17 protein-coding genes and 1 pseudogene are annotated in these 23,462 nt (G+C 72.4%); 9 read left to right on the top strand and 9 right to left on the bottom strand.

Annotated elements, in window-relative coordinates:
• Positions 1-46: 46 nt before the first annotated feature.
• The 4 genes from Sri02f_RS28130 to Sri02f_RS28115 all read right to left on the bottom strand — a co-directional run bounded on the left by Sri02f_RS28130 (position 47) and on the right by Sri02f_RS28115 (position 4,701).
• Positions 47-1,405: a GH1 family beta-glucosidase gene (locus tag Sri02f_RS28130; protein WP_109004128.1), complete on the bottom strand. Its 1,359-nt coding sequence runs from the start codon at positions 1,403-1,405 to the stop codon at positions 47-49.
• A 137-nt stretch (positions 1,406-1,542) separates the two neighbouring features.
• Positions 1,543-2,382, bottom strand: coding sequence for a carbohydrate ABC transporter permease (locus tag Sri02f_RS28125; protein ID WP_109004127.1), 840 nt, complete (start codon positions 2,380-2,382; stop codon positions 1,543-1,545).
• Positions 2,383-2,389: 7 nt separating this feature from the next.
• Positions 2,390-3,376, bottom strand: a complete 987-nt coding sequence (locus Sri02f_RS28120) for a carbohydrate ABC transporter permease (protein WP_109004126.1) — start codon at positions 3,374-3,376, stop codon at positions 2,390-2,392.
• A gap of 5 nt (positions 3,377-3,381) precedes the next feature.
• Positions 3,382-4,701 (bottom strand): ABC transporter substrate-binding protein, encoded by a 1,320-nt coding sequence (locus tag Sri02f_RS28115; protein ID WP_109004125.1) that lies wholly within the window; start codon positions 4,699-4,701, stop codon positions 3,382-3,384.
• Between the two features lie 229 nt (positions 4,702-4,930).
• Between Sri02f_RS28115 and Sri02f_RS28105 the strand changes: the two genes are divergently transcribed.
• Complete coding sequence (locus Sri02f_RS28105; protein WP_174855718.1) at positions 4,931-6,760, top strand: pectate lyase-like domain-containing protein; 1,830 nt, start codon at positions 4,931-4,933, stop codon at positions 6,758-6,760.
• A gap of 47 nt (positions 6,761-6,807) precedes the next feature.
• On the opposite strand, the gene Sri02f_RS28100 is transcribed toward Sri02f_RS28105, so the two are convergent.
• The 4 genes from Sri02f_RS28100 to Sri02f_RS28085 form a co-directional block, all read right to left on the bottom strand.
• On the bottom strand, positions 6,808-7,842 hold the full coding sequence (locus Sri02f_RS28100) for an LLM class flavin-dependent oxidoreductase (protein WP_109004123.1): 1,035 nt from the start codon (positions 7,840-7,842) through the stop codon (positions 6,808-6,810).
• A 180-nt stretch (positions 7,843-8,022) separates the two neighbouring features.
• Complete coding sequence (locus Sri02f_RS28095) at positions 8,023-10,272, bottom strand: elongation factor G (protein WP_109004122.1); 2,250 nt, start codon at positions 10,270-10,272, stop codon at positions 8,023-8,025.
• 431 nt (positions 10,273-10,703) lie between these two features.
• Positions 10,704-11,441, bottom strand: coding sequence for an alpha/beta hydrolase (locus tag Sri02f_RS28090; protein ID WP_109004121.1), 738 nt, complete (start codon positions 11,439-11,441; stop codon positions 10,704-10,706).
• Positions 11,442-11,661: 220 nt separating this feature from the next.
• Entirely contained in the window at positions 11,662-12,366 is a 705-nt protein-coding gene (locus Sri02f_RS28085; protein ID WP_109004120.1) for a nucleotidyltransferase domain-containing protein, read from the bottom strand.
• A 545-nt stretch (positions 12,367-12,911) separates the two neighbouring features.
• On the opposite strand from Sri02f_RS28085, the gene Sri02f_RS28075 reads away from it, so the two are divergent.
• From Sri02f_RS28075 to Sri02f_RS28040, 8 genes and pseudogenes are all read left to right on the top strand, one after another.
• A complete protein-coding gene (locus Sri02f_RS28075) occupies positions 12,912-14,105 on the top strand; it encodes an NAD(P)/FAD-dependent oxidoreductase (RefSeq protein WP_109004118.1) in 1,194 nt (397 codons plus the stop codon).
• The gene (locus Sri02f_RS28070) at positions 14,093-14,392 is read left to right on the top strand and encodes a (2Fe-2S)-binding protein (protein ID WP_109004117.1); all 300 of its coding nucleotides are present in this window, start codon (positions 14,093-14,095) and stop codon (positions 14,390-14,392) included. Before Sri02f_RS28075 ends, Sri02f_RS28070 begins: the two co-directional genes overlap by 13 nt.
• Positions 14,385-15,789, top strand: a pseudogene (locus Sri02f_RS43110) (FAD-dependent oxidoreductase). Before Sri02f_RS28070 ends, Sri02f_RS43110 begins: the two are co-directional and overlap by 8 nt.
• Positions 15,790-15,822: 33 nt before the next feature.
• Positions 15,823-16,788, top strand: a complete 966-nt coding sequence (locus Sri02f_RS28060; RefSeq protein WP_109004116.1) for a dihydrodipicolinate synthase family protein — start codon at positions 15,823-15,825, stop codon at positions 16,786-16,788.
• A gap of 50 nt (positions 16,789-16,838) precedes the next feature.
• Positions 16,839-17,840: a proline racemase family protein gene (locus tag Sri02f_RS28055; RefSeq protein WP_109004115.1), complete on the top strand. Its 1,002-nt coding sequence runs from the start codon at positions 16,839-16,841 to the stop codon at positions 17,838-17,840.
• A 99-nt stretch (positions 17,841-17,939) separates the two neighbouring features.
• The gene (locus Sri02f_RS28050) at positions 17,940-18,686 is read left to right on the top strand and encodes a GntR family transcriptional regulator (RefSeq protein WP_109004114.1); all 747 of its coding nucleotides are present in this window, start codon (positions 17,940-17,942) and stop codon (positions 18,684-18,686) included.
• Between the two features lie 276 nt (positions 18,687-18,962).
• Positions 18,963-20,165, top strand: a complete 1,203-nt coding sequence (locus Sri02f_RS28045) for an IS110 family RNA-guided transposase (protein WP_109004113.1) — start codon at positions 18,963-18,965, stop codon at positions 20,163-20,165.
• A 264-nt stretch (positions 20,166-20,429) separates the two neighbouring features.
• The gene (locus Sri02f_RS28040) at positions 20,430-21,716 is read left to right on the top strand and encodes a flavin-containing monooxygenase (protein WP_109004112.1); all 1,287 of its coding nucleotides are present in this window, start codon (positions 20,430-20,432) and stop codon (positions 21,714-21,716) included.
• A 296-nt stretch (positions 21,717-22,012) separates the two neighbouring features.
• Here the strand turns inward: Sri02f_RS28040 and Sri02f_RS28035 are convergent, their stop codons facing one another.
• Entirely contained in the window at positions 22,013-23,257 is a 1,245-nt protein-coding gene (locus tag Sri02f_RS28035) for a tryptophan dimethylallyltransferase family protein (protein ID WP_109004111.1), read from the bottom strand.
• Between the last annotated feature and the right edge of the window lie 205 nt (positions 23,258-23,462).

Below are 23,462 nucleotides of genomic sequence, written 5' to 3'. Positions count from 1 at the left end.
CCGCCCCGAGCCCGCTGCCCCCGCCCGGCCCGTGGGCCGCTCCGGCTCAGGCGGCCCGCGCCACCCCCTCCCGGTGCCTGCGGACGATCTCCGCGTAGTGGCGTCCGGCGCCCTTGATCGTGCGGGCCTGGGTGCGGTAGTCGACGTGGACGAGGCCGAACCGCTTGTCGTAGCCGTACGCCCACTCGAAGTTGTCCAGCAGCGACCAGGCGAAGTAGCCGGCCAGGGGGGCGCCCTGGCGGGCGGCGGAGGCGCAGGCGGCGAGGTGGCCGGTCAGGTAGGCCTGGCGCTCGGGGTCGTCGACGGAGCCGTCGGGGCGCACCACGTCCGGGTAGGCGGAACCGTTCTCCGTGACGTACAGCCGGCGGGCGCCGTACTCGTCGGTCAGGCGCAGCAACAGCGTTTCGATGCCGCTCGGGTCGACCTCCCAGTCCATGGCGGTGCGCTGGACGCCGTCCCGGCGGACGGAACGGGCGTGCGGGACCGGTCCGTCCGGGTCGTCGGCCACCGTCGCCGGGAAGTAGTAGTTCAGGCCCAGCCAGTCCAGCGGCGCGGCGATCGTCGCCGAGTCGTCGTGCTTCTCCGGGAGTTCGACGCCGTACACCTCCCGCATGTCCGCCGGGAAGCCGCGGCCGTGCACCGGGTCGAGCCACCAGCGGTTGGTGTGCCCGTCCATGCGGCGGGCGGCGGCGACGTCCTCGGGGTGGTCGGTGGCGGGGCGGACGGTGGAGAGGTTGTTGACGATGCCGATCTTCGCGCGGGGCGCCGCCGCGCGGATGGCCCGGACGGCGAGTCCATGGCCGAGGAGGAGGTGGTAGGAGGCGCGGACGGCCGCGGTCAGATCGGTGAGGCCGGGGGCCATCGCCCCTTCGAGATGGCCGATCCAGGCGGAGCACAGGGGCTCGTTGAGGGTGGCCCAGTGCGTGACGCGGTCGCCGAGCCGTTCGGCGACGGCCGAGGCGTAGCCGGCGAAGTGCTCGGCGGTCTCTCGCTCGGGCCAGCCGCCGCGGTCCTGGAGAGCCTGGGGCAGGTCCCAGTGGTAGAGAGTGACGGACGGGGTGATGCCCGATTCCAGCAGCCCGTCGACCAACTGATCGTAGAAGTCCAGGCCCTTGGGGTTCACCGGGCCGTCGCCGCCGGGCACGACGCGCGGCCAGGCGACCGACATCCGGTAGGCGTTCACTCCCAGCCGGTTCATCAGGCCGATGTCCTCGCGCCAGCGGTGGTAGTGGTCGCAGGCCACGTCGCCGTGGTCGCCGCCCGCGATCTTTCCGGGGGTGTGCGAGAACGTGTCCCAGATCGACGGCGATCGGCCGTCCTCCGCCACGGCTCCCTCGATCTGGTACGCCGAGGTGGCGGTTCCCCACAGGAAGTCGCGGGGCAGGGCGGCGAGGTCGATGGTCACTGAGGTCCTTTCGGGAACGGGGTGTCGGGTCACCGCACGGCTGCGGTTCGCGTCCCGGCTCGGGTTCACTTCACGGCTCGGGTTCACTTCACGGCTCGGGTTCACTTCACGGCTCGGGTTCACTTCACGGCTCGGGTTCACTTCACGGCTCCGGCTGTCAGGCCGGCGACGAGGTAGCGCTGGAGCAGCAGGAAGCCGGCCACCACGGGCACGCTGACGACGAGCGAGGCGGCCATGATCTGGTTCCAGTAGACGTCGTTGAGGGTGGAGTAGCCCTGGAGTCCGACGGCGAGCGTGCGGGTGGTGTCGTTGGTCATGACGGAGGCGAAGAGGACCTCGCCCCAGGCGGTCATGAAGGCGTACACGGCGACCGCCACGATGCCGGGGACCGCGGCCGGCACCACGATCCGCAGGAGCGCGCCGAGCGGTCCGCAGCCGTCGACCAGTGCGGCCTCGTCCAGATCGCGCGGCACCGAGTCGAAGTATCCGATCAGCATCCAGATGGAGAAGGGCAGCGAGAACGTGAGGTACGTCAGGATCAGACCGCCGCGCGAGCCGAACAGCGCGATGCCGGTGGCGTGGCCGATGTTGACGTAGAGCAGGAACAGCGGGAGGAGGAAGAGGATGCCCGGAAACATCTGGGTCGACAGCACGGTGACCGTGAAGGTGCGTTTGCCGCGGAAGTCGTAACGCCTTACTGCGTATGCGCTGAACACGGCGATCACCACCGAGCAGACCGTCGCCGCGCCGGCCACGATCAGCGAGTTCACGAAGTACCTGGCGAGCGGGACCGTCGACCAGATGTCGATGTAGGGGCGGATCGTCAGTCCGCTGGGCAGCCAGCGGAACCGGCCGGTGACGTCCGCGAGGGGCTTCAGGGAACTGGAGACCATCACGTAGACCGGCACCAGGACGAAACCGGTGAGCAGGGCGAGGAAGATCCGCCGGGACCACAGGAACGAACCCGGCGGCGCCATGGGTGAGTCATCGCGCACGGGAGGGCCTCCTTCCCCGGGTGGTGAGGGCCAGGTAGACGCCCGTCACGGCGAGCAGGAAGAGCAGCAGCAGGACCGACATCGCCGATCCGGCGCCGAAGTTCCAGGTGACGAAGGACGCTTGGTAGATGTGGACCGAGATCAGGTCCGCGGCCTCCGGCGCGGCCCGGCCGAAGAGGACGAACGGCGTGTTGAAGTCGTTGAACGTCCACAGGAACAGCACCAGGACCAGGACCTGGTTGACCGGGGCCAGGGAGGGCAGGGTGATGCGGCGGATCTGCTGCCACACCCCGGCTCCGTCCAGCGCGGCCGCCTCGTACAGCTCGCGCGGGATGTTCTGCAGGCCGGCCATGACGATGAGGAACGCGAACGGCCAGCCCTTCCATACGGAAACAGTGAGCAACGCGTAGAAACTGTTGTCGCCGATGAGCCAGAAGGACGGCTTGTCGGTGAGGTGCAACTGGTCGTGCAGAACGTGGTTCACCAGGCCGTTGTCGTGCTGGAACATGAAGACCCAGGTGATCGCGGCGGCGTACACGGGCAGCGCGTACGGCACCAGGAACAGCGCCCGGAGCAGTCCGCGGCCGCGGAAGGCGTCCTGCATGAAGATCGCCGCGGCGGTGCCGATGAGCCAGCACCGGCCGACCGACAGCAGGGTGAAGCCGACCGTGACGAGGAAGGAGCGCAGGAGCGCCTGACCGACGGGGGCGTCGAAGTGCACCGACACGCGGTAGTTGTCGAGCCCGGACCAGGGGGCGGCGCCCCAGTCGCGGATGGAGAACTGGGTGAGCGCCTTGAGGCTCATCAGGACGCCGATCACCATCGGCACCAGATGCACCAGGAGTTCGAGGATCAGGGCGGGCAGGAGCAGCAGGTAGGGCAGTCCGACGCGGTGGCTCCGCCGCCCGGGCCGCGATCGCGGGGCCGGCTCGCCGCCGGCGACTTGAGGCTTCCCGGCCTCGACCGTGATGGTCATCCGGCTCACTTCGCCGGCATCTGCTGCTGGGCCTTGGCGAGTTCGGCCCGCACGGACTCGGTCGTCACCGGGTGGCCTGCGGCCGCCTCGGCGAACAGTGCCTTGACGGCCGTGCCGACCGTCGTCTCGAACTGCGACTCGTCGGCGACCTGCGGGAGGGCGGCGGCGCTCTTGGCGAGGGTGTCCTTCAGGATCGCGTTCGCCGGGGTGCCGAAGGCCGGGTCGGCCTGCGCCGACGCAACCGGTGGAATGGTGCTGTAAGCCTTGTTGAGAATTTTCTGCTCCTCGTCACCGGTCATGAACTTCACGAACTCGGTGGCGCCGTCGAGGTTGTCGGTGTTCTTGAAGACGGCCAGGTTGATGCCCGCGACCATCGAGTCGACCTGGGCGCCGGCGCCCGGAGCTCCGGACTGCACGGGCACGGGGGCGACGCCGTACCGGTCCTCGCTCATGCCCTGGGACGCGAGGTTGGCGGAGGCGGACTGCCACAGCAGCATCGCCGTCTTCCCCTTGGCGAAGTCGCTGACGGACTGGTTCTGGGCGTACTCGGCGTTGCCCTGCGGAATGACCTTGTCCTTCGCCATCAGGTCGACGTACTGCTGCACGGCCGTGACCACGCCGTCGGAGGTGAAGTCGGGCTTGCCGTCGGGGGTGAAGAAGTCGGCGTCGTGCTGCTTGGCGAAGACGAAGACGTGGTGGACGTTCTCCGAGACGTTGGCGCCCTCGGCGCCCAGCACCTGATTGCCCCTGGCCTGGATCTTCTTGCCGTCAGCCGTCAACTCCGCCCAGGTCGCGGGGGGTTGTGCGATGCCTGCGTCGGCGAAGATCTGCTTGTTGTAGTACAGGGCGTAGGCCATGGAGTAGAGCGGCACCGCGGCCGGGTCCTTGCCCTGGGCGCCCGTCGAGCCGAGCGCGGAGGCGACGAAGCGGCCCTTTCCGCCGATCTTCGCGAGGTTCACGTCGTTCCAGGGCAGCAGCGCGCCGGTGGCCTGGAGCGAGGCCGACCAGGTGTTGCCGATGTTGAGGACGTCGGGGCCCTGGCCGGAGGCGGTCGCGGTGAGGATCCGGTTGAGCAGGTCCGACCAGGGGACGACCTCCAGCTTCACCTTGATCCCGGTCTTCTTCTCGAACTTGTCGAGCTCCGGCTGGAGGACCTTCTTGTCCACCTCGATGCTCGCGCCCTGGTTGGAGGCCCAGTAGGTCAGGGTCTTCGGCGAGTCGTTGGAGCCCTCGCCGTCGGTCGAGCTCCCTCCGCCGCACGCCGTGGCCGCCAGGGCGAGGGACATGACGACGGCTCCTGTGGCCGCGGCTCGGATGGTGCGCATGGGTGGGCTCCCGGTGTCATCAGGGCTTAATTTAGGACGTGAGTTAAACCCTGTGAGCGGTGCGCGTCAAGAGTCCCGGCACACTCCGCGGAACTCCGTCTCCACCACTTGACGCGCACGTTCGGGCAGTTGAAGCATTCACGTCGAGAGAGCGCTCTCAGGCACGTCCTCCTTCACTTCCCCAACTCAGCCGTTCACTTCGAGCGGCCTGCACCGAGGAGAGCCGCCCATGCCCCACACCCCGCCGTCGGACACGCCCGCCGTCCGCCGCCGATCGGTCCTCGCCGCCGCCGCGACCGCCGCGGCCGCACCCGCCGTCACCGCGCTGACCGCCGCGCCTGCCGCCGCGACGCCCCCCGCCGCCCCCGTGGCCGCACCTGCCGCTGCCGCACCGGGGAGCCGTCCGCGCGCGCTGCGGGGCGGCGGCGACCTGGGGCCGAACGTCCTCGTCTTCGATCCGTCGACGCCGGACATCCAGGCCCGTCTCGACGAGGTGTTCCGGCAGCAGGAGTCGGCCCAGTTCGGCGCCGGGCGCTACGCGCTGCTGTTCAAGCCCGGCGTGTACCACGGCCTCAACGCCCAACTCGGCTTCTACACCTCCGTCGCGGGCCTCGGCCTCTCCCCCGACGACACCACGATCAACGGGGACGTGACGGTCGACGCCGGCTGGTTCGGCGGCAACGCCACCCAGAACTTCTGGCGTTCGGCGGAGAACCTCGCGCTCGTCCCGGTCAGCGGGACCAACCGCTGGGCGGTCGCCCAGGCCGCCCCCTTCCGCCGGATGCACGTGCACGGCGGCCTCGACCTGGCCCCGTCCGGCTACGGTTGGGCCAGCGGCGGGTACATCGCCGACAGCCGCATCGAGGGCGGGATCGGCCCCTACTCGCAGCAGCAGTGGTACACCCGGGACAGCGCGATCGGCGGCTGGCTCAACGGCGTGTGGAACATGGTGTTCTCCGGCGTCGAGGGGGCGCCCGCCCAGAGCTTCCCCGCCCCGCCGTACACCACGCTCGACACCACGCCCGTCTCACGGGAGAAGCCGTTCCTGTACGTCGACGGCGGCGGCTTCCGCGTCTTCCTGCCCGCGAAGCGGACGAACGCGCGCGGGATCAGCTGGGGCAACGGCACGCCGCGCGGCTCCTCGCTGCCCCTGTCACGGTTCTACGTCGCCAAGCCCGACGTCTCGGCGGCCACCCTCAACCAGGCCCTCGCACAGGGCCTCGACCTGCTGCTGACGCCGGGTGTCTACCACCTCGACCAGCCGATCAGGGTGACCCGCGCCGACACCGTGGTGCTGGGCCTGGGGTACGCCACGCTCATCCCGGACAACGGCGTCACCGCGCTCAAGGTCGCCGACGTGGACGGGGTGCGGCTGGCCGGCTTCCTCATCGACGCCGGGCCGGTCAACTCCCCGACCCTGCTGGAAGTCGGCCCGCCCGGAGCCTCGCGCGACCACTCAGCCAACCCGACCACCGTCCAGGACGTGTTCGTGCGCATCGGGGGCGCCGGCGCCGGCAGGGCCACGACCAGCATGGTGATCAACAACCGGCACACGATCGTCGACCACACCTGGGTCTGGCGCGCGGACCACGGCGAGGGCGTCGGCTGGGAGACCAACCGGGCCGACTACGGCGTGGTCGTCAACGGCCACGACGTCCTGGCCACCGGCCTGTTCGTGGAGCACTTCAACAAGTACGACGTGCAGTGGTACGGCCAGCGCGGACGCACGATCTTCTTCCAGAACGAGAAGGCGTACGACGCCCCGAACCAGGCCGCGATCCAGAACGGTCCGGTGCGGGGCTACGCCGCCTACAAGGTGGGCGACGAGGTCACCGCGCACGAGGGCTGGGGTCTGGGCAGTTACTGCTATTACAACGTCGACCCGACGATCGTCCAGCACCACGGTTTCGCCGCCCCGAACACGCCCGGCGTGAAGTTCCACGACCTGCTGGTGGTCTCCCTCGGCGGCAACGGACAGTACGAGCACGTCGTCAACGACACCGGGGCGCCGACCTCCGGCACCTCGACGGTGCCGTCGACCGTGGTCTCGTACCCGTGAGCGCGCACCGCTGAATCTCTTCTGCGGCAACGTCGCCTGAGCATCCGTCAGGTACGGTCCGCAGCGACCGCCTCCCGCACGGCCGGGGCGATCTCCTCGGACCACCGGCCGAGCGTGACGGCAGCGGACGTCCCGTCCTCGACGCGGAAGTGCACGAACCCGGCCGCCCCGAACTCCAGTGCGGCACCGGTGAGTTCCTCGACCCACTGGCTCACCGAGCCGCCCCGCCAGCGACCTTCGCGGTCGCGCGGGGCGGCTGCCGGGGCGGAGGTGATGACGCCCGGCAGGTTGTAGACGGTGGCGACGTCCGCCGGGTCGCGGCCCACCTGCAGCGCGGCCTCGTCGATGACCGGACGGGAGTCCCTGAAACGCGGGCTGAGCCAGTCCGCCGCGTGTCCGGGGATCCAGCCGTCCCCGACCCGTCCGGTGACCGCGAGGGACTTCGGGCCGACGGCGCCGGTCCACACCGGCGGGGCTTCGACCGGAGCCGGTTCGAGGTCATGGACCTGGTAGAACTCCCCCTCGAAGGTGACCGGCCCGGCACCGCCGCACAGCAGACGGACGAGGACGATCGCCTCTTCGAGCGCCCGCACCGCGGCGCCCGGCCCGAGCCTGGGCAGCCCGAGGCGGGCGATGTCGTCCCACAGCCCGCCCGCCCCCATGCCGAGCACCAGCCGGCCCCCCGTCAGCGCGGACAGCGAGGTGACGGTGCGGGCCAGCATCGGGGCCGGGCGGCTGGGCAGGTTGGTCACGCACACCAGGCCGGAGACGCGCTCGGTCCGCCCGAGGACGACGCCGAGGATCGCGTACGCGTCGAGCCGGCCGCCGTAGTAAGGGTGATCGGAAACGGTGACGAGGTCCAGCCCCTGACGGTCGGCCTGGACGGCGAGGCGGAGCGTCTCCTCGACCTCGCCGACGGCGGTGCTGAGTCCGGTGCCGAACAGCGGCTCCCGCCGTGCCGCCCCGTGCGACGGGGGCCGGTGCGGCGACGACTGCCCCTGGGGCGACCCGTGCGAGGACGACGGATCCGCCGACGACTGATGTGATGACGACTTATGTGATGACGACCGGTGGAACGACATGGCGTGGCCCGCCCTCTCCCCGTTGGAGGGGCGTCCCCGGACACCCCGTCAGTTCGTGCCACGAACGGTATTCGTACGTGGCACGAACCGACAATGCGACCTGTGGCCTACCACCCCGGCCGGGGCGTAGGTCCACGGTCCGAGGTCCGTGGACCTACGCCCCCGCCTCGCCGACGCCGGTCACCGCATAGGCACGGCAGCCGCCGACGACACCGACGCCGGGGCCGGGGCGTATCCGGTCGGCCTGGCCGTGAAGGCGCCGCGGCCCTGGGTGCGGCTGCGCAGCCGGGTCGCGTAGCCGAACAGCTCGGCCAGCGGCACGGTGGCCGTGACCAGCGCCGAACCACCGCGCACGGTCGAGTCGGTGATCCGCCCGCGTCGGCCTGCGAGATCGCCGAGGACCCCGCCGACGGCGTCCTCGGGCACGGTGACCGTGACCTCGACGACCGGCTCCAGCAGGACCATCGCGCAACCGCGCAGGGCTTCCCGGAGCCCGAGCCGGCCCGCCGAGCGGAAGGCCGTCTCGGAGGAGTCCTTCACGTGGGTCGCCCCGTCGACCAGGGTGACCCGCACCCCGGTGACCGGGTGCCCGCCGAGGGGCCCCTCCGCCAGGGCGTCCCGGCAGCCCGCCTCGACGGCGCGCACGTACTCCTGCGGCACCCGGCCCCCGACGACGGCGGAACGGAACTCGAAACCGGTTTCGACGTCACCGTCGGCGCCGGCGCCTCCGTCCGCCCCGCCGCGTCCGCCCAAGCCGCGCACACCGGCCAGGCCGGCATCGCCGACCGCGGTCGCGGCGCTGACCGCTCCGACGGACCCGACCGCGCCGAGCGGTTCGACGTCGAGTACGACGTGCGCGAACTGCCCTGCGCCGCCGTCCTGTTTGACGTGCCGGAAGACCAGGCCAGACACCCCGCGGGCGACCGTCTCACGGTAGGTCACCCTCGGCCGCCCCACGTTGACCTCCAGGCCGAGGCTGCGGCGGATCTTCTCCACGGCCACCTCCAGGTGCAGTTCGCCCATGCCCGACAGCAGGGTCTGCCCGGTCTCGGCGTCGGTCCTGACGGCCAGCGACGGATCCTCCTCCGCGAGCCGGGCGAGCGCCGAGGCCAGCCGGTCGGCGTCGGCGGTCGTGCGGGGTTCCACCGCCACCGACACGACCGGGTCGGGCACCCCGGGCGGTTCGAGGACGACGGGCGCCTCCGGCGCGCACAGGGTCGAGCCCGCCCGGGCCGACTTCAGCCCGACCACAGCGACGATGTCCCCGGCGACGGCCCGGTCCAGCCGGGTGTGCCGGTCCGCCTGCACGCGCAGGATCCGGCCGATCCGCTCGGTGCGCCGGGCGCCCGACTCCCACACCAGGTCTCCCTTCTCGATGGTGCCCGAGTACACCCGCAGGTAGGTGAGCCGCCCCGTGGCGGTGGCGCCAACCTTGAACGCGAGGGCCGCGAACGGCGCCTCGGGGTCGGCGGGGCGTTGCTCGCCGGCCCCGTCGCGCGCACGGTCGCCGGCCCCCTGCCCGCCGTGGTCCGTGTCGTGCGTTCCGGCGCCGCCACGGACACCACTCACCGACGGCACGTCGAGCGGCGACGGCAGATACGCGACCACGGCGTCGAGCAGCGGCTCGATCCCCCGGTTGCGGTAGGCGGAACCGCACAGCACGACCAGCACGTCACCCGTGCGGGTCAGGTCGCGCAGGGCCTCGGAGAGGGTCTGCGCGCAGAGCGTCTCCCGGTCGCAGAACTCCTCCAGCGCGGCCGGATGCCGCTCCGCCACGGCTTCCTCCAGCCGCCGGCGCCGACGCAGCGCCTCCTCCCCGAGTTCCTCCGGCACGTCTGCTTCGACGGCCGTGTCGCCGTCGTCGCTCCAGGTCAGCGCCCGCATGCGGAGCAGGTCGACGACGCCGGTGAAGCCGTCCTGCGCGCCGATCGGCAGCTGCACGGCCAGCGGGACCGGGTGCAGCCGGGTGCGGATCGACTCCACCGCGGCGTCCAGGTCGGCGCCCGCCCGGTCCAGCTTGTTGACGAACGCGATCCGGGGGACGCCGTGCCGGTCGGCCTGCCGCCACACGGACTCGCTCTGCGGCTCCACGCCCGCGACGGCGTCGAACACCGCCACCGCCCCGTCGAGGACGCGAAGGGCCCGCTCCACCTCGTCGGCGAAGTCGACGTGCCCGGGGGTGTCGATCAGGTTGACGCGATGGCCGTCCCAGTCGCAGCTGACGGCCGCCGCGGAGATGGTGATGCCGCGGTCGCGCTCCTGCGGGTCGAAGTCGGTGACGGTCGTGCCGTCGTGGACCTCGCCGCGCCTGTGCGTGGTCCCGGTGGCGTACAGGATCCGCTCGGTGACGGTGGTCTTGCCGGCGTCCACATGGGCGAGGATGCCCAGGTTGCGCACGGCGCGGAGCTGACGGTCGTGGTGGTTGCGCATGGCCCTTGGCCTTTCGGGGTCCTACGGGAACGGGCAGCGCGATTTCCCGACGAGACCCGTGGGGCAGAGCCCCGTGGTCCTGCGTGACATGCCGTCAGGCGCAGCGGCCGGGACGACGTGTCATCGCTTTCGGGCGTCCGTCAGGATCACCGGTGCCGGCCGCGCGGCGAGCACCGGTCGGACGAAGACACGAGGATCACCTCGTAGCGGGAGCAGGGAGCGACGGCAGCGGTGCGGTCATCACGCATGGCCGGGCTCCCTTCGTTCGTCACGGCCGACGCGCCGCCCGGATCGTGGGCTGCGCTCGGTGCGCCGAGTGTAGGGCCGAACGATCGTGCCCAGCACGCGATTTACCGGTCCCGTCCTCCTCCCCGAGGCCCCGTCGGGGTCGTGCCGGCCGGGGGCCGCCGGAGTGTGCGGTGCCGTCTCGCTCAGCGGTAGCGCCCGAGGAAGGCCTTCACCTGGTCCCACACGGCCGGTTGCTGCTGCAGGATGTCGTTGCCGTGCGCACCGCCGGAGACGATCACCAGCTTCTCGTCCTTCGACTTGCGTGCCAGCTTGTCCAACTCGTGTGCGTCGGAGGCGAACTGGCCGTCGTCCTGCGCGGCCACCAGGAGAACCGGCATGGTCAGCCCGGCGATCGCCCCGGCGGCGTCCATGCCGTCGTAGAAGCCGGGTCCGGAGAGCGAGACGACCGCGGCCACGGGCGGTTTCACCTTCGCGGCGGCGGCCAGCGAGGCGGTTCCGCCCTTGGAGGAGCCCATCAGCAACACTTTCTGCGCGCCCTCTTTCCGCAGTCGCTCGGCGGCGCCCTGAATCTCCGGCACCTCGGAACCGTTGCTGTCGACGGCAAGGACCCGGTAACCGTTCCCGGCGAGTTCGTCCGCGCCCGCGACCCACGAGCAGACGTTGTTGTTCGACTGGTGGGAGAGCACCACGCCGGTCTTGCCGGTACCGGTCTCGTAACCGGCGACGTCATTGCCCGCGGCGTCCTTGAAGGTGATCGACTTCGCCGTCTGCCCGGCGCTCAGGCAGCCGAAGTCGGTGGCCGTGGGCGACGCGCCGGCGGTCGCGTCGGCGCCGGCCGGGTCACCGTCGTCCCCGCAACCTCCGAGCGTCAGCGCCCCGGCGCACATGAGCACGGCGGCGGCGAGCACGCGCTGCCTCATACGTCCCTCCCCCGTCAGGGCGCGCGGAGCGCTCCTCGTGCCCCCGCGCACGAACTCGCGGCACGCCAACGGCCGCACGGGACACCGTCAACGACTCGGTCGGAGCCCACGAGCGGAACCCGTGCACAGAACCCGTGCGCGGAACCGGTGGACAGAACCGGTGGACGGAAACCGGTGGGCCGAACCGGTGAGCGGACACCGCAGGCGCGCCCGGCCCCGCTCACACGGACGTGACCGGCGCCGTCGCGTAGAACTCCCTGCGCACCCGGCGCAGCCAGGCGTCGGCGGCTCTTTCGTCGGGTTGTTCGGGCAGCACGCTGCGGGTGTCGGCGAACGCCTCCTCGAAGCGGCGCAGCAGCGGTTGTGCCGCTTCGGGGTCGGCGGCGACCTGCTCGCCGAAGCGGTGGTAGCTCTCCGGGTCCTCGACGCGGACCGTCAGCCGCCCTGTGGCGTAGAGCTCGTAGCCCTGGGTGCACAGTCGTTTGAGGTGCCGGGCGTGCTTGGCGGCCCGCTGGGGAAGGGCGTCCGTGTGAGGGCCGTTCTGACGGTTCTGCAGCTTGCGGAACTGCTGGGTGGCGTAGCCCAGATAGGCGTCGCGGATCCGCCGGGCGCTGAGCAACGTCTGCCGCAGCCCGATGAGTTCGTCGCCGAGCGGCGTGCGGACCTCGTACAACTCGTCAGGGAGCCAGACGAGTTCCATGACGGTCGGATTGCCGGACAGAGCGAGCCGGCACCACTTGCCCGCCTCGTGCAGGGTGCGGTCGGGCGCGGTGCTGACGTGCGACTCCGGGGGGCGGTGCAGGCCGTGCAGTTCCTCGGTGGGGGTGGCGAACATACCGAGGCGGTCGACGTCGGAGCCCTCGTGGGCGAGCCCGTAGGCGGTCGAGCCGACGATGCCGGACAGCAGGATGTTGGTGACGGTCACAGGTGCCCCCCGGTCGTACCCCGACGATGGTCTCCCGGCCGCGTGGCCGTGTGCCGGGACCGCCATGATGCCCCGCCGCCGGTCCGCGCGACCTCGTATTTTCCGGCTCCGCCCGGTGCGCGGCGACCGGCGGGGCGGGTCGGGGCCCCGCTCGCCGCCTCACCCGTACGGCTCCTTGCGCTGGTCGAGCGGCGTGGCCGGTGGTGCCGTGGAGGCAGGGGCAGCCGACCCCGTCCCCAGGAGGCACCCGTGACCACCGCTCGCCCGTCGTCCCGTCCGTCCAGCCCGCCCCGCCCGTCGGGCCCGGCCGGTCCGACCCGTCCGTCGCGTCCGGCGCGCCCGGCCTGTCCGGCGCGTGGCTGACCGCCGCTCCGTTGTCCCTGCCGACAAAGTGCGACCAGTTCGACGCGGTCGGCCGCGGCACCACCCGGCTCAAGGATGCCCGGGAGGACGCACACCGGCCCCGGAATCCAGCCGGTTCGACGGAGCGGGAGGGCTCGTTCGGCCTTCTTCCTCCCCTCTGCGCCATGTGACATATTACTGACGTGACCCATCGACCCAGCGGTGACGTCGTGGTCGTCGGCGCCGGCATGGTCGGCGCCGCCTGCGCGCTGTACGCGGCCCGCGCCGGGCTGGAGGTGATCCTGGTCGACCGAGGCCCGGTGGCCGGCGGGACGACCGGCGCCGGCGAGGGCAACCTCCTCGTCTCCGACAAGGAGCCCGGGCCCGAGCTTCAACTGGCGCTGCTGAGCGCCCGGTTGTGGCGGGAGCTGGCGGGGGAAGGCCTTGCGGGGGCCATCGAGTACGAGGCCAAGGGCGGGCTGGTCGTGGCGTCCACCCCCGATGCCCTCGCCTCGCTGACGGACCTGGCCGCCGGGCAGCGCGCGGCCGGGGTGGACACCGTGTCCGTCGACGCGCACCGACTGCGGGACCTGGAACCGCACTTGGCTCCCGGGCTCGCCGGCGGGGTGCTGTATCCGCAGGACGCCCAGGTGATGCCCGCCCTCGCCGCCGCCCATCTGGTGCGGGCTTCGGGCGCCCGCCTGGAGGGCGGCCGCACGGTGACGCGCATCCTGCGCGGCCGGGACGGCGCCGTACGGGGAGTGCGCACCGACCGGGGCGACCTCCTCGCGCCGGCCGTGGTGAACGCGGCCGGCACCTGGGGAGGTGACGTCGCCGCGCTGGCGGGTGTCGGGCTGCCCGTACTGCCCCGACGCGGCTTCGTGCTGGTCACCGAGCCGCTGCCGCCCCGCGTGCGGCACAAGGTGTACGCCGCCGACTACGTGGCCGACGTGGCGAGCGACTCCGCCGCGCTGCAGACCTCGCCGGTCGTCGAGGGGACCGCCGCCGGGCCGGTGCTGATCGGCGCGAGCCGTGAACGGGTCGGCTTCGACCGGTCCCTCTCCCTGCCGGCGCTGCGCGCCCTGGCGGCGGGCGCGACCCGGCTGTTCCCGTTCCTGGAACACGTCCGGGCGATGCGCACCTATCTCGGCTTCCGCCCCTACCTGCCGGACCACCTGCCGGCCGTCGGCCCCGACCCGCGAGTGCCCGGGCTGTTCCACGCCTGCGGGCACGAGGGCGCGGGCATCGGGCTCGCGCCCGGCACGGGCCTTCTCATCGCGCAGTCCCTCGCCGGCAGGAGCCCCGAGCTGGACCTGGCGCCGCTGCGCCCCGACCGCTTCGACGACCCCGAGCACCCCGACCGCCGCGCCGAGGAGGCCGCCCCGTGGACCCGTTGAAGCCGGACCGGGCCCGCCCCGGCGTGCCGTTCACCGTCACGTTCGACGGCCGGGAGATCCAGGCGGTGCCGGGGCAGAGCATCGCCGCCGCCCTGTGGTCCTCCGGTGTGACGGCCTGGCGCACCACCCGGGGCGCGGGCGGTGTGCGCGGGGCGTTCTGCGGGATCGGCGTGTGCTTCGACTGTCTGGTGACGGTGGACGGGCGGCCCAACCAGCGCGCCTGTCTGGTGCCGGCCGTGCAGGGCGCCGACGTCCGCACGCAACGGGGGACGGGGCACGATGACTGAGCGGCGGCCTGTGCTGGCGGTGGTCGGAGCCGGGCCCGCGGGCCTCGCCGCCGCCCTGGCGGCCGCGTCCCGCGGCGTGCGCGTGGTGCTGATCGACTCCGCCTCGGCGATGGGCGGGCAGTTCTACCGGAAGGCGGCCCAGGGGCCAGGAGCAGGCCGGCCGCAGGTGCTTCGCCACCGGCGGCGCACCTGGGACCGGCTGCGCACCGGGCTCGACGCGCATCTCACCGCCGGACGCGTCACTTACCTGAAGGGCCGTCATGTGTGGTGTGTGGAGCGGGAGTCGGGTGGTTTCCTTGTGCATGCGCTGCTCGGCCCGGAGCAGGAGGAGTCCACGACGGTCCACGCCGACGGGGTGCTGCTGGCCACCGGCGGCTACGAGAAGGTCCTGCCGTTCCCGGGCTGGACCCTGCCGGGCGTGGTCACCGCGGGGGGCGCGCAGGCCCTGGCGAAGGCCGGGCTCTCGCTGCCCGGCAGCACCGCGGTGGTCGCCGGCTCCGGCCCGCTGCTGCTGCCCGTCGACCGGGCTCGCGGCGTCCGGAGCCCGGGTCGTCGCCCTGGTAGAGACGGCCGCTCCGGCGGCCTTCGCCCGGCAGGCCCGGACCTGGGCGACGGTGCCCGTGAAGCTCGCCGAGGGAGCCGCGTACGCCGCCCGACTCCTGGGCAACCGCACCACGGTGATGACCCGTCACATGGTGGTGGCGGCACACGGTGAGGAACGGGTGGAGTCCGTCACCGTGGCCGCGCGGGACGCCGACGGCCGACCGGCGCCCGGCTCCGAGCGGCGCCTCGTCTGCGACGTGCTCGCCGTCGGCCACGGCCTGCTGCCGCACACCGACCTCGCGGAGGGCCTCGGCTGTCGCCTCGACGGGACGGGCGTCCGGGTCGACGACGAACAGCGCACCGACGTCCCGGGCGTCTGGGCCGCGGGCGAGACCACGGGGATCGGCGGCGCGGCCCTGTCCCTGGCCGAGGGGCACATCGCCGGCCGGTCGGCGGCCGCGAGGCTGGCCGGCACGGCCCCCGACCCGCGGGGGTGGGCGCCGGCCGCCCGGGCCCGCACCCGGCTGCGGGCGTTCTTCGCGGCACTGGAACGCGCGTACGGCGACCCGCCCGCACGGTGGCCGGAGCAGGTCGGCGACGACACGGTCGTGTGCCGCTGCGAGGAGGTCACCGCCGGCGCCGTCCGCGAGGCCGTCGGCACGCTCGGCGCCGGGGATCTGCGCACCGTGAAACTGCTGACCCGGGCCGGCATGGGCTGGTGTCAGGGCCGGATGTGCGAACCCGGGGTGGCGGGCGTCGCCGGATGCCCCCTCACCCCCGCACGACGGCTGCTCGCACGGCCCGTGCCGCTCGGCGTGCTCGCCGCCCCGACCGACCCCACCACTCCCCGGTGACCTGAACATCCCCTACACCGAAGGGACTTCCATATGCCAGCCCCCGCCGACGGCCCCACCGCCCCCGCCGACCGCCCCGCAGCTCCCGCCGACCGCCTCGCACCTCCCGCAGCCGTCCACCGTCCTTGGCACGGTGTCCTCGTCGCCGCCGCGCTCCCGCTCGACGACGGTCTCCGTGTCGACCACGACCGGTACGCCGAGCACTGCGCCTGGCTGGTGGCGAACGGCTGCGACGGCGTCGTCCCCAACGGGTCGCTGGGCGAGTACCAGGTGCTCACGCCCGAGGAGCGGGCCCGGGTGGTGGAGACCGCGGTCGCCGCGATCGGCGGGGACCGGGTGATGCCGGGAGTCGCCGCCTACGGCTCGGCGGAGGCCCGGCGTTGGGCCGAGCAGGCGGCCGAGGCGGGCTGCTCGGCGGTGATGCTGCTGCCGCCCAACGCCTACCGCGCCGACGAGCGGGCCGTGACGGCCCACTACGCGGAGGTCGCCGGTGCGGGTCTGCCGGTCGTGGCGTACAACAACCCGATCGACACCAAGGTCGACCTCGTGCCCGAACTGCTGGCCCGGCTGCACGGCGAGGGACTCGTCCAGGCCGTCAAGGAGTTCTCCGGCGACGTCCGGCGCGCCTACCGTATCGCCGAACTCGCCCCCGAACTCGATCTGTTGATCGGCGCGGACGACGTCGCGCTGGAACTGGCCGTCGCGGGCGCCAAGGGATGGGTGGCCGGCTACCCCAACGCGCTGCCGAAGGCGTCGGTCGAGCTGTACCGGGCGGCCGTCGCCGGTGATCTGACGACCGCGCTCCCCCTGTACCGGCAGCTCCACCCGCTGCTGCGCTGGGACTCCCGGGTGGAGTTCGTCCAGGCGATCAAGTTGTCGATGGACGTCGTGGGCCGTCACGGCGGCGGCTGCCGGCCGCCGCGGGCGCCGCTGCCGCCCGACCAGGAGGCCGCGGTCCGCGCGGCCACCGAGAAGGCCGTCGCCGCCGGACTGGCCTGACGTCGCGACCCGCCCGGGGACCGCACAGGAGCACTGCACGAGGGGACTTCATGCGCAGCAAGCTCGTCCTGCACGCCGTCGACTCGCACACCGAGGGAATGCCCACCCGCGTGATCACCGGCGGCATCGGCGCCGTCCCGGGCGCGACGATGAACGAGCGGCGACTGTACTTCCGTGAACACCGGGACGACGTGAATCAGTTGCTGATGAACGAGCCGCGCGGACACTCCGCCATGAGCGGCGCGATCCTCCAGCCGCCCACCCGGCCCGACTGCGACTGGGGCGTCGTCTACATCGAGGTCTCCGGTTATCTGCCGATGTGCGGGCACGGCACGATCGGAGTGGCCACCGTGCTCGTCGAGACGGGCATGGTGGAGGTCGTCGAACCGGTCACCACCATCCGCCTGGACACGCCCGCCGGGCTCGTCGTCGCGGAGGTGGCGGTCGAGGACGGCGCGGCCCGGGCGGTGACCCTGCGCAACGTGCCCTCCTTCACGGTCGGGCTGGACCGCGAGGCGACGCTGCCGGACGGCCGTACGGTGACGTACGACCTGGCGTACGGCGGCAACTTCTACGCCATCCTGCCGCTGGAGGAGTTCGGTCTGCCCTTCGACCGCGCCCGCAAGGACGACATCCTGCGGGCGGGCCTCTCCCTCATGGAGGCGATCAACGCCGAGGAGGAGCCGGTTCATCCCGAGGACCCGTCCATCCGCGGATGCCATCACGTCCACCTGTACGCGCCCGGCGCCACGGCCCGACGTTCCCGGCACGCCATGGCCATCCACCCCGGCTGGTTCGACCGCTCGCCCTGCGGGACGGGGACGAGCGCGCGCATGGCCCAGTTGCACGCGCGCGGCGAACTGCCCCTGCACACCGAGTTCGTGAACGAGTCCTTCATCGGCACCGAGTTCACCGGCCGGCTCCTCGGCACGACGGAGGTGGCCGGCCGCCCGGCGGTGCTGCCCAGCTTCACCGGACGGGCCTGGATCACGGGGACGGCCCAGTACCTGCTGGATCCGTCGGATCCGTTCCCGGCCGGGTTCGTGCTCTGAGATGGACGCACCCCACCGGCGGTGAACCAGTGCTACGTGACATGGCACAGTGCACTGGTTCAGAGTGGCACGGCACCGTTCGTCACGAGGAGACCCACCATGGCCGCCGCCCGGCGCACCAGCAGCGAGACACCCGCGGCGCCGGCACCGCCGACACCGCCGATCACGTCGGCGACGTCGGCCGTGCCGGCGCTGCCCGTGCTCGGGGGCAGGCGCAGCAGCTACCGTGAACGGGTCGCCGACGCCCTGCGCGCGGCTCTGATAGCGGGTGAACTGCTGCCCGGCGAGGTGTACTCGGCGCCGACGCTGGCCGCCCGCTTCGGCGTCTCCGCCACCCCGGTGCGCGAGGCGATGCTGGACCTCGCGAAGGAGGGCGTGGTCGCCGCCGTTCCCAACAAGGGGTTCCGGGTCACCGACGTCTCGGACCGCCAGCTGGACGAGTACACCCACGTGCGCGCGCTCATCGAGATCCCCACCGTGGCGGCGCTGGCCACGAGTGCCGACCCGGTGTCCCTGGAGGCCCTGCGTCCGGCCGCGCGCGAGATCGTCGCCGCCGCGGTGGCGGGCGACCTCATCGCCTACGTGGAGGCCGACACACGCTTCCACCTGGGCCTGCTCGCGCTGGCCGGGAACGCGCACCTCGTCGAGGTGGTCCGCGAACTGCGCGGCCGGGCCCGCCTGTACGGCCTCACCGCGCTCTCCGCGTCGGGCCGCCTGCTGGCCTCGGCCGAGGAGCACCTGGAGTTGCTGGACGCCCTGTCGGCCCGTGACGAGCGGGCCGTGCGCGAGGTCATGACACGGCACCTGGGGCATGTCCGGGGGCTGTGGGCGTCCGCTCACGAGTAGCCGCCCCCCCCCCCGTTATCTTCTTCGCGGTTCCGCAAGGGGACCGCTGGCCTCCGGGCCCGGCATGACTGTTCCCCCCTGTCGAAGAGATGACCTGGGGGGTGGTGTCACCGGGCCCGAGAGGCGCCGTTGGAGACGCTGATGAGAGGTCTGACCACCGCCTGGCCTGGCGCAATGCCCGGCCGCTCGCGGGCGGCAGGTCTGCATAACGTGGATGCGCGCAAACGACGCCAACGCCCTGGCCAGCACCGCACGAACCCTGCTCGGGAGGATGGGTTGGACGACATCGACGACGTGGGCGTCTTTCTCGGCCTGGACGTCGGCAAGAGCGCCCATCACGGGCACGGGCTGACCCCGGCCGGGAAGAAGGTCTTCGACAAGCAGCTGCCCAACAGCGAGCCGAAGCTGCGGGCCGTCTTCGACAGGCTGGCCGCGAAGTTCGGCACCGTGCTGGTGATCGTGGACCAGCCCGCCTCGATCGGAGCCCTGCCTCTGACGGTCGCCCGGGTCGCCGGCTGCAAGGTCGCCTACCTGCCCGGACTCTCGATGCGGCGGATCGCCGATCTCTACCCGGGCGAGGCGAAGACCGACGCCCGCGACGCGGCCGTGATCGCTGACGCCGCGAGGACGATGCCGCACACCCTGCGCTCGCTGGAACCGACCGACGAGATCACCGCCGAGCTGACCGTGCTGGTGGGCTTCGACCAGGACCTGGCGGCCGAGGCCACCCGCACCTCCAACCGGATACGCGGCCTGCTCACCCAGTTCCACCCCAGCCTGGAACGGGTGCTCGGGCCGCGTCTGGACCACCCGGCCGTGACCTGGCTGCTGGAACGCCACGGATCTCCGGCCGCCCTGCGAAAGGCCGGTCGTCGCAGGCTCGTTGAAGTCATCCGGCCCAAGGCCCCGCGCATGGCTCAGCGACTGATCGACGAGATCTTCGACGCGCTCGACGAGCAGACTGTCGTCGTCCCCGGGACCGGCACGCTCGACGTCGTGATCCCCTCGCTGGCCCGCTCGCTCGCGGCCGTCCACGAACAGCGACGAGCTCTGGAAACACAGATCGGACAGCTGCTGGAGGCTCACCCTCTTTCCGCGGTCCTGACCTCGATTCCGGGGGTCGCGGTCAGGACCGCCGCCACTTTGCTGGTCACCGTCGGCGACGGCACCAGTTTCCCCACCGCCGCCCACCTGGCTTCCTACGCCGGCTTGGCGCCGACGACGAAGTCGTCGGGGACCTCGATCCATGGCGAACATGCGCCCAGAGGCGGCAACCGGCAGCTCAAGCGGGCGATGTTCCTGTCCGCGTTCGCTGCCCTGCACGATCCCGCCTCCCGCACCTACTACGACCGCTGCCGGGCCCGAGGGAAGACCCACACCCAGGCACTCCTCCGCCTGGCCCGCCAGCGGATCAACGTGCTGTTCGCGATGCTCCGCGACGGCACCTTCTACGAGCCCAGAACCCCACGCCTCGCTTGACGAAAGACATAGAGGCACCCCCCCCACGGCGCTCCGCGGAGACGATCCGTTCCGCGGCGGGCGGCTCGCTCCGGGGCGGGCCGCTCGCTCCACGGCGGGCTGCTCGGCGCGCCTCCCCCTACCCCGGCGCTCCTTTTCCGCCACCTCCGGGCCGTGTTCACGCCTGTGATCCTTGTCGCGGGTGCGAGAAGAGTGGGGCGAGTGCCGATCGGGCATGCAACTGCTCGTATGCGAAAGGATGGTGTCGTTTCTGTGGGGAAACGCGTGAGCCGGTGCGTGATCGGCGCGGGTCTGTCGGGGCTGGCGGCGGCGCACGCCCTGACGTCCGAAGGGCTCGACTTCGTGTGCCTGGAGCAGGCGTCCGACGTCGGCGGTCTCTGGCGGCAGCCGCAGGCGGGCGAGCGCGGTCCGGGCTATCTGTCGCTCCACCTCAACACCAACAAGCGGCTCACCGGATACGCCGATTTCCCCATGCCTGCCTCGTACCCCGTCTATCCCCGGCACAGCGACGTCGCCGCCTACCTGCGCTCCTTCGCCGAGTGGGCCGGCGTACTGGACCGCATCGAGCTGGGGACGACCGTCGAGTCCGTACGGCGGGCATCCGGCGGATCGTGGACGGTGGTCAGCCGGGACGCCCACGGCGCGCGCACCGCACGCGACTTCACCCAGGTCATCGTCGCCTCGGGGCACAACACCGAGCCGGTCCTGCCCGCTCCGGCACCCGGTGCCGACCGTTTCAAAGGAACGATTCTCCACGCACTGGACTACCGCGACGGCAGTGACTACGCCGGACGACACGTCGTCGTCGTGGGGCTCGGCGCCTCGGCGGTCGACATCGCGTCCGACCTGTCCCGCCACGCCGCCCGGACGGTCCTCTCGGTGCGCCGGGGTCTGCACATCCTGCCCAAGCAGGTCTTCGGCACGCCGCTGGACGACGTCGCCGAGGCCCCTTGGTGGACGCGCATGTCCCTGGAGGAGCAGCGCCGCTTCATCGAGCAGGCCCTGCTCGTCGCCCGCGGCAGGCTATCGGACTACGGTCTGCCCGAGCCGGACCACCGGATCTTCGCCTCGGCCGTCACCATTTCGGACGAGATCCTCACCCGCATACGCCACGGCGGGGTCACGCCCAAACCGGCGATCGACTTCCTCGACGAGGACCGGGTGGTGTTCACCGACGGCACGTCGGTCCGCGCCGACGCGATCGTCCACTGCACCGGGTACCGCATGGCGTACCCGTTCCTCCCGCCGGGCTGCCCGATCGGTCCGCGGGGCTCGGTCGAGCTCTACAAGCGGGTGGTCGCGCCCGACCATCCCGGGCTGCACTTCATCGGCCTGGTCCGCCCGCACGGTTCCGTCACCCGGCTCGTGGAGGCCCAGGCGCGCTGGGTGGCCCGGGTCGCGGCGGGCAAGGCGACGCTGCCGGAGCCGGAGGTCATGCGCAAGGAGATAGCCGCCTACCTGGCCGGCATCGCCGATCAGTACGGCCTGACGCAGGGCGCGTCGATCCAGGTCGACGTGGCCCCCTATCTGGAGGAACTGCGCCAGGAGTGACCTCCTGGCAGCCGTACGCCCTCGCGCACGGCGGCGAGCCCCGGCCGTGCGCCGATGAGGCCGCCCGGGCGGTCGGGGCGGCCACACGTTCGTGTCCTCTGCGTCCTCGTGTGTCCTCGTGCGTCCCAGCGGGACCGCGGGAGCGGTTCGGCCACTCGGCGCACCGGTCCCCTCGCGCCGTGGTGCGCGGGGTGCGGGGGGGGTGCTCGCCCCCTGGTCGGCAGCGGTGACGTGTCAGCAGGCGCCGGCGGGGCGCGGAGCCTGCCGTCGTGCCGTTCCCGCCGGCGGCCGTCCGGTCACGGGCCGGCCTGCGGCGGCGCCGGAGACAGGGCGACGACGGCCAAGGGGTCCGCGGGCCGGGCCTGCCCGACCGGGGCGGAGTCGGGGACGGACGGCCGGACCTCGTACGCCTCCGAGGAGATGTAGGTCATCACCCGCGGCGGACGGCCCCGCTGGTGGGCCAGGCCCAGATAGGCGACGAGCCCCACGCCGTCCTCCGGCCGCCGCTCGCTGATCGCGGCCGGGGCACGGAGCACCGGGGCCGGGTCGACGCCGTAGCGGCCGAGCAGTGTCGCCGCCCGGACCAGCGCCTCGCCGTCGTGCCGGGCGTAGTCCCGCACCGGAACGTAGACGGTGAAGCCGGTCGGCAGGCCGGTGCCGGTGTCCGTGAAGGCGTGGCAGGTCTGGACGGGCCGGCGGACGGCCCGTGACCCCGATGCCGTCTCCGCGGCCCGGGCGCTCCCCCCACCGTCCTTAAGGTCGCCGTCCGCGACGTCGCCGTCCTGGCCGGCCGCTATACGGAAGAACTCCTCGATCTCCGCCGGGTCGGGGCCGTCGTCCATACGGCACAGGGTCCCGGCCTCCACGGCCGACAGTTCGTCGTGCGCGAGGTAGACCTTGACCCGGGGTTCTGCCCAGTCGCCCAGATCCAGGGCGAAGAACAGGTGCCGGTCGTACTGAGGCAGCGAATCGAACGCCTCACGGTGACCGAGTCGTCTCAGCGCCTCGCGCACGGTTGCGTCGGCACGCCCCGGCCCCGACGCCGCGGAATTGAGGTAGGCCTTGACCATGGGGACCCCGCCGGCGCGCAGCTCCAGCGCGCACCACAGGGCCAGCGGCCCGCAGGGCGACGGCGGGAAGAAGAGGTCCTCGAGCTCGTCGAGGGGGCCGGTGGTGAAGCCCCAGCGCTGCGCCATCTCCCGCAGCACCCGCAGTCCGGTGCGGCCGTTGTGCGTCAGGTCCTGCTCGCCGGCGCCGGGTTCGAGCAGGACCCGCAGGCGCGGCGCCCCGCCCGGTTCGCAGGAGACGGAGAACTCCACCGGCGTGTGGTCGTCGGAGAGGAAACTCCGGCTGGGCGGGGGCAGTTCCAGGGGACGCCCCGCGACCGGGCCCAGCGCCTCGACGAGTGTGCGTGCGTAGCTTTCGCGGTCGGCGGCGGACAGGCCCACGTTCTCGCCCAGCCGCAGCAACTGGCGGGCGGCGAGCCCGCCGAGTGTGGCCGTCTGCGACGCGCCCGCCGTGCCGACTCGGGGCCCGGTCATCTGACCCCGCCCCGCGCGAGGGGGCCGACAAGAAGATACCCGCCTGGGGAGGCGGGTATCAGGGGGTGTAGGACGATGGGCCGTTGCGTGAACACGGCGCCGGTGGATATGTGATCCACGACACCTCCTCTGTCTCGTGAGCAACACGGAATACCGCGTTCCTCACTACCCATGAGGTTGAAATGTCATGCAACCGCGGGGAGTT

It is taken from the genome of Streptomyces rishiriensis (assembly GCF_003112535.1).
Lineage (GTDB): Bacteria > Actinomycetota > Actinomycetes > Streptomycetales > Streptomycetaceae > Streptomyces > Streptomyces rishiriensis.
Note: the sequence above shows the minus strand (reverse complement) of the source record. Positions and strands in the feature narration are given on the sequence as shown.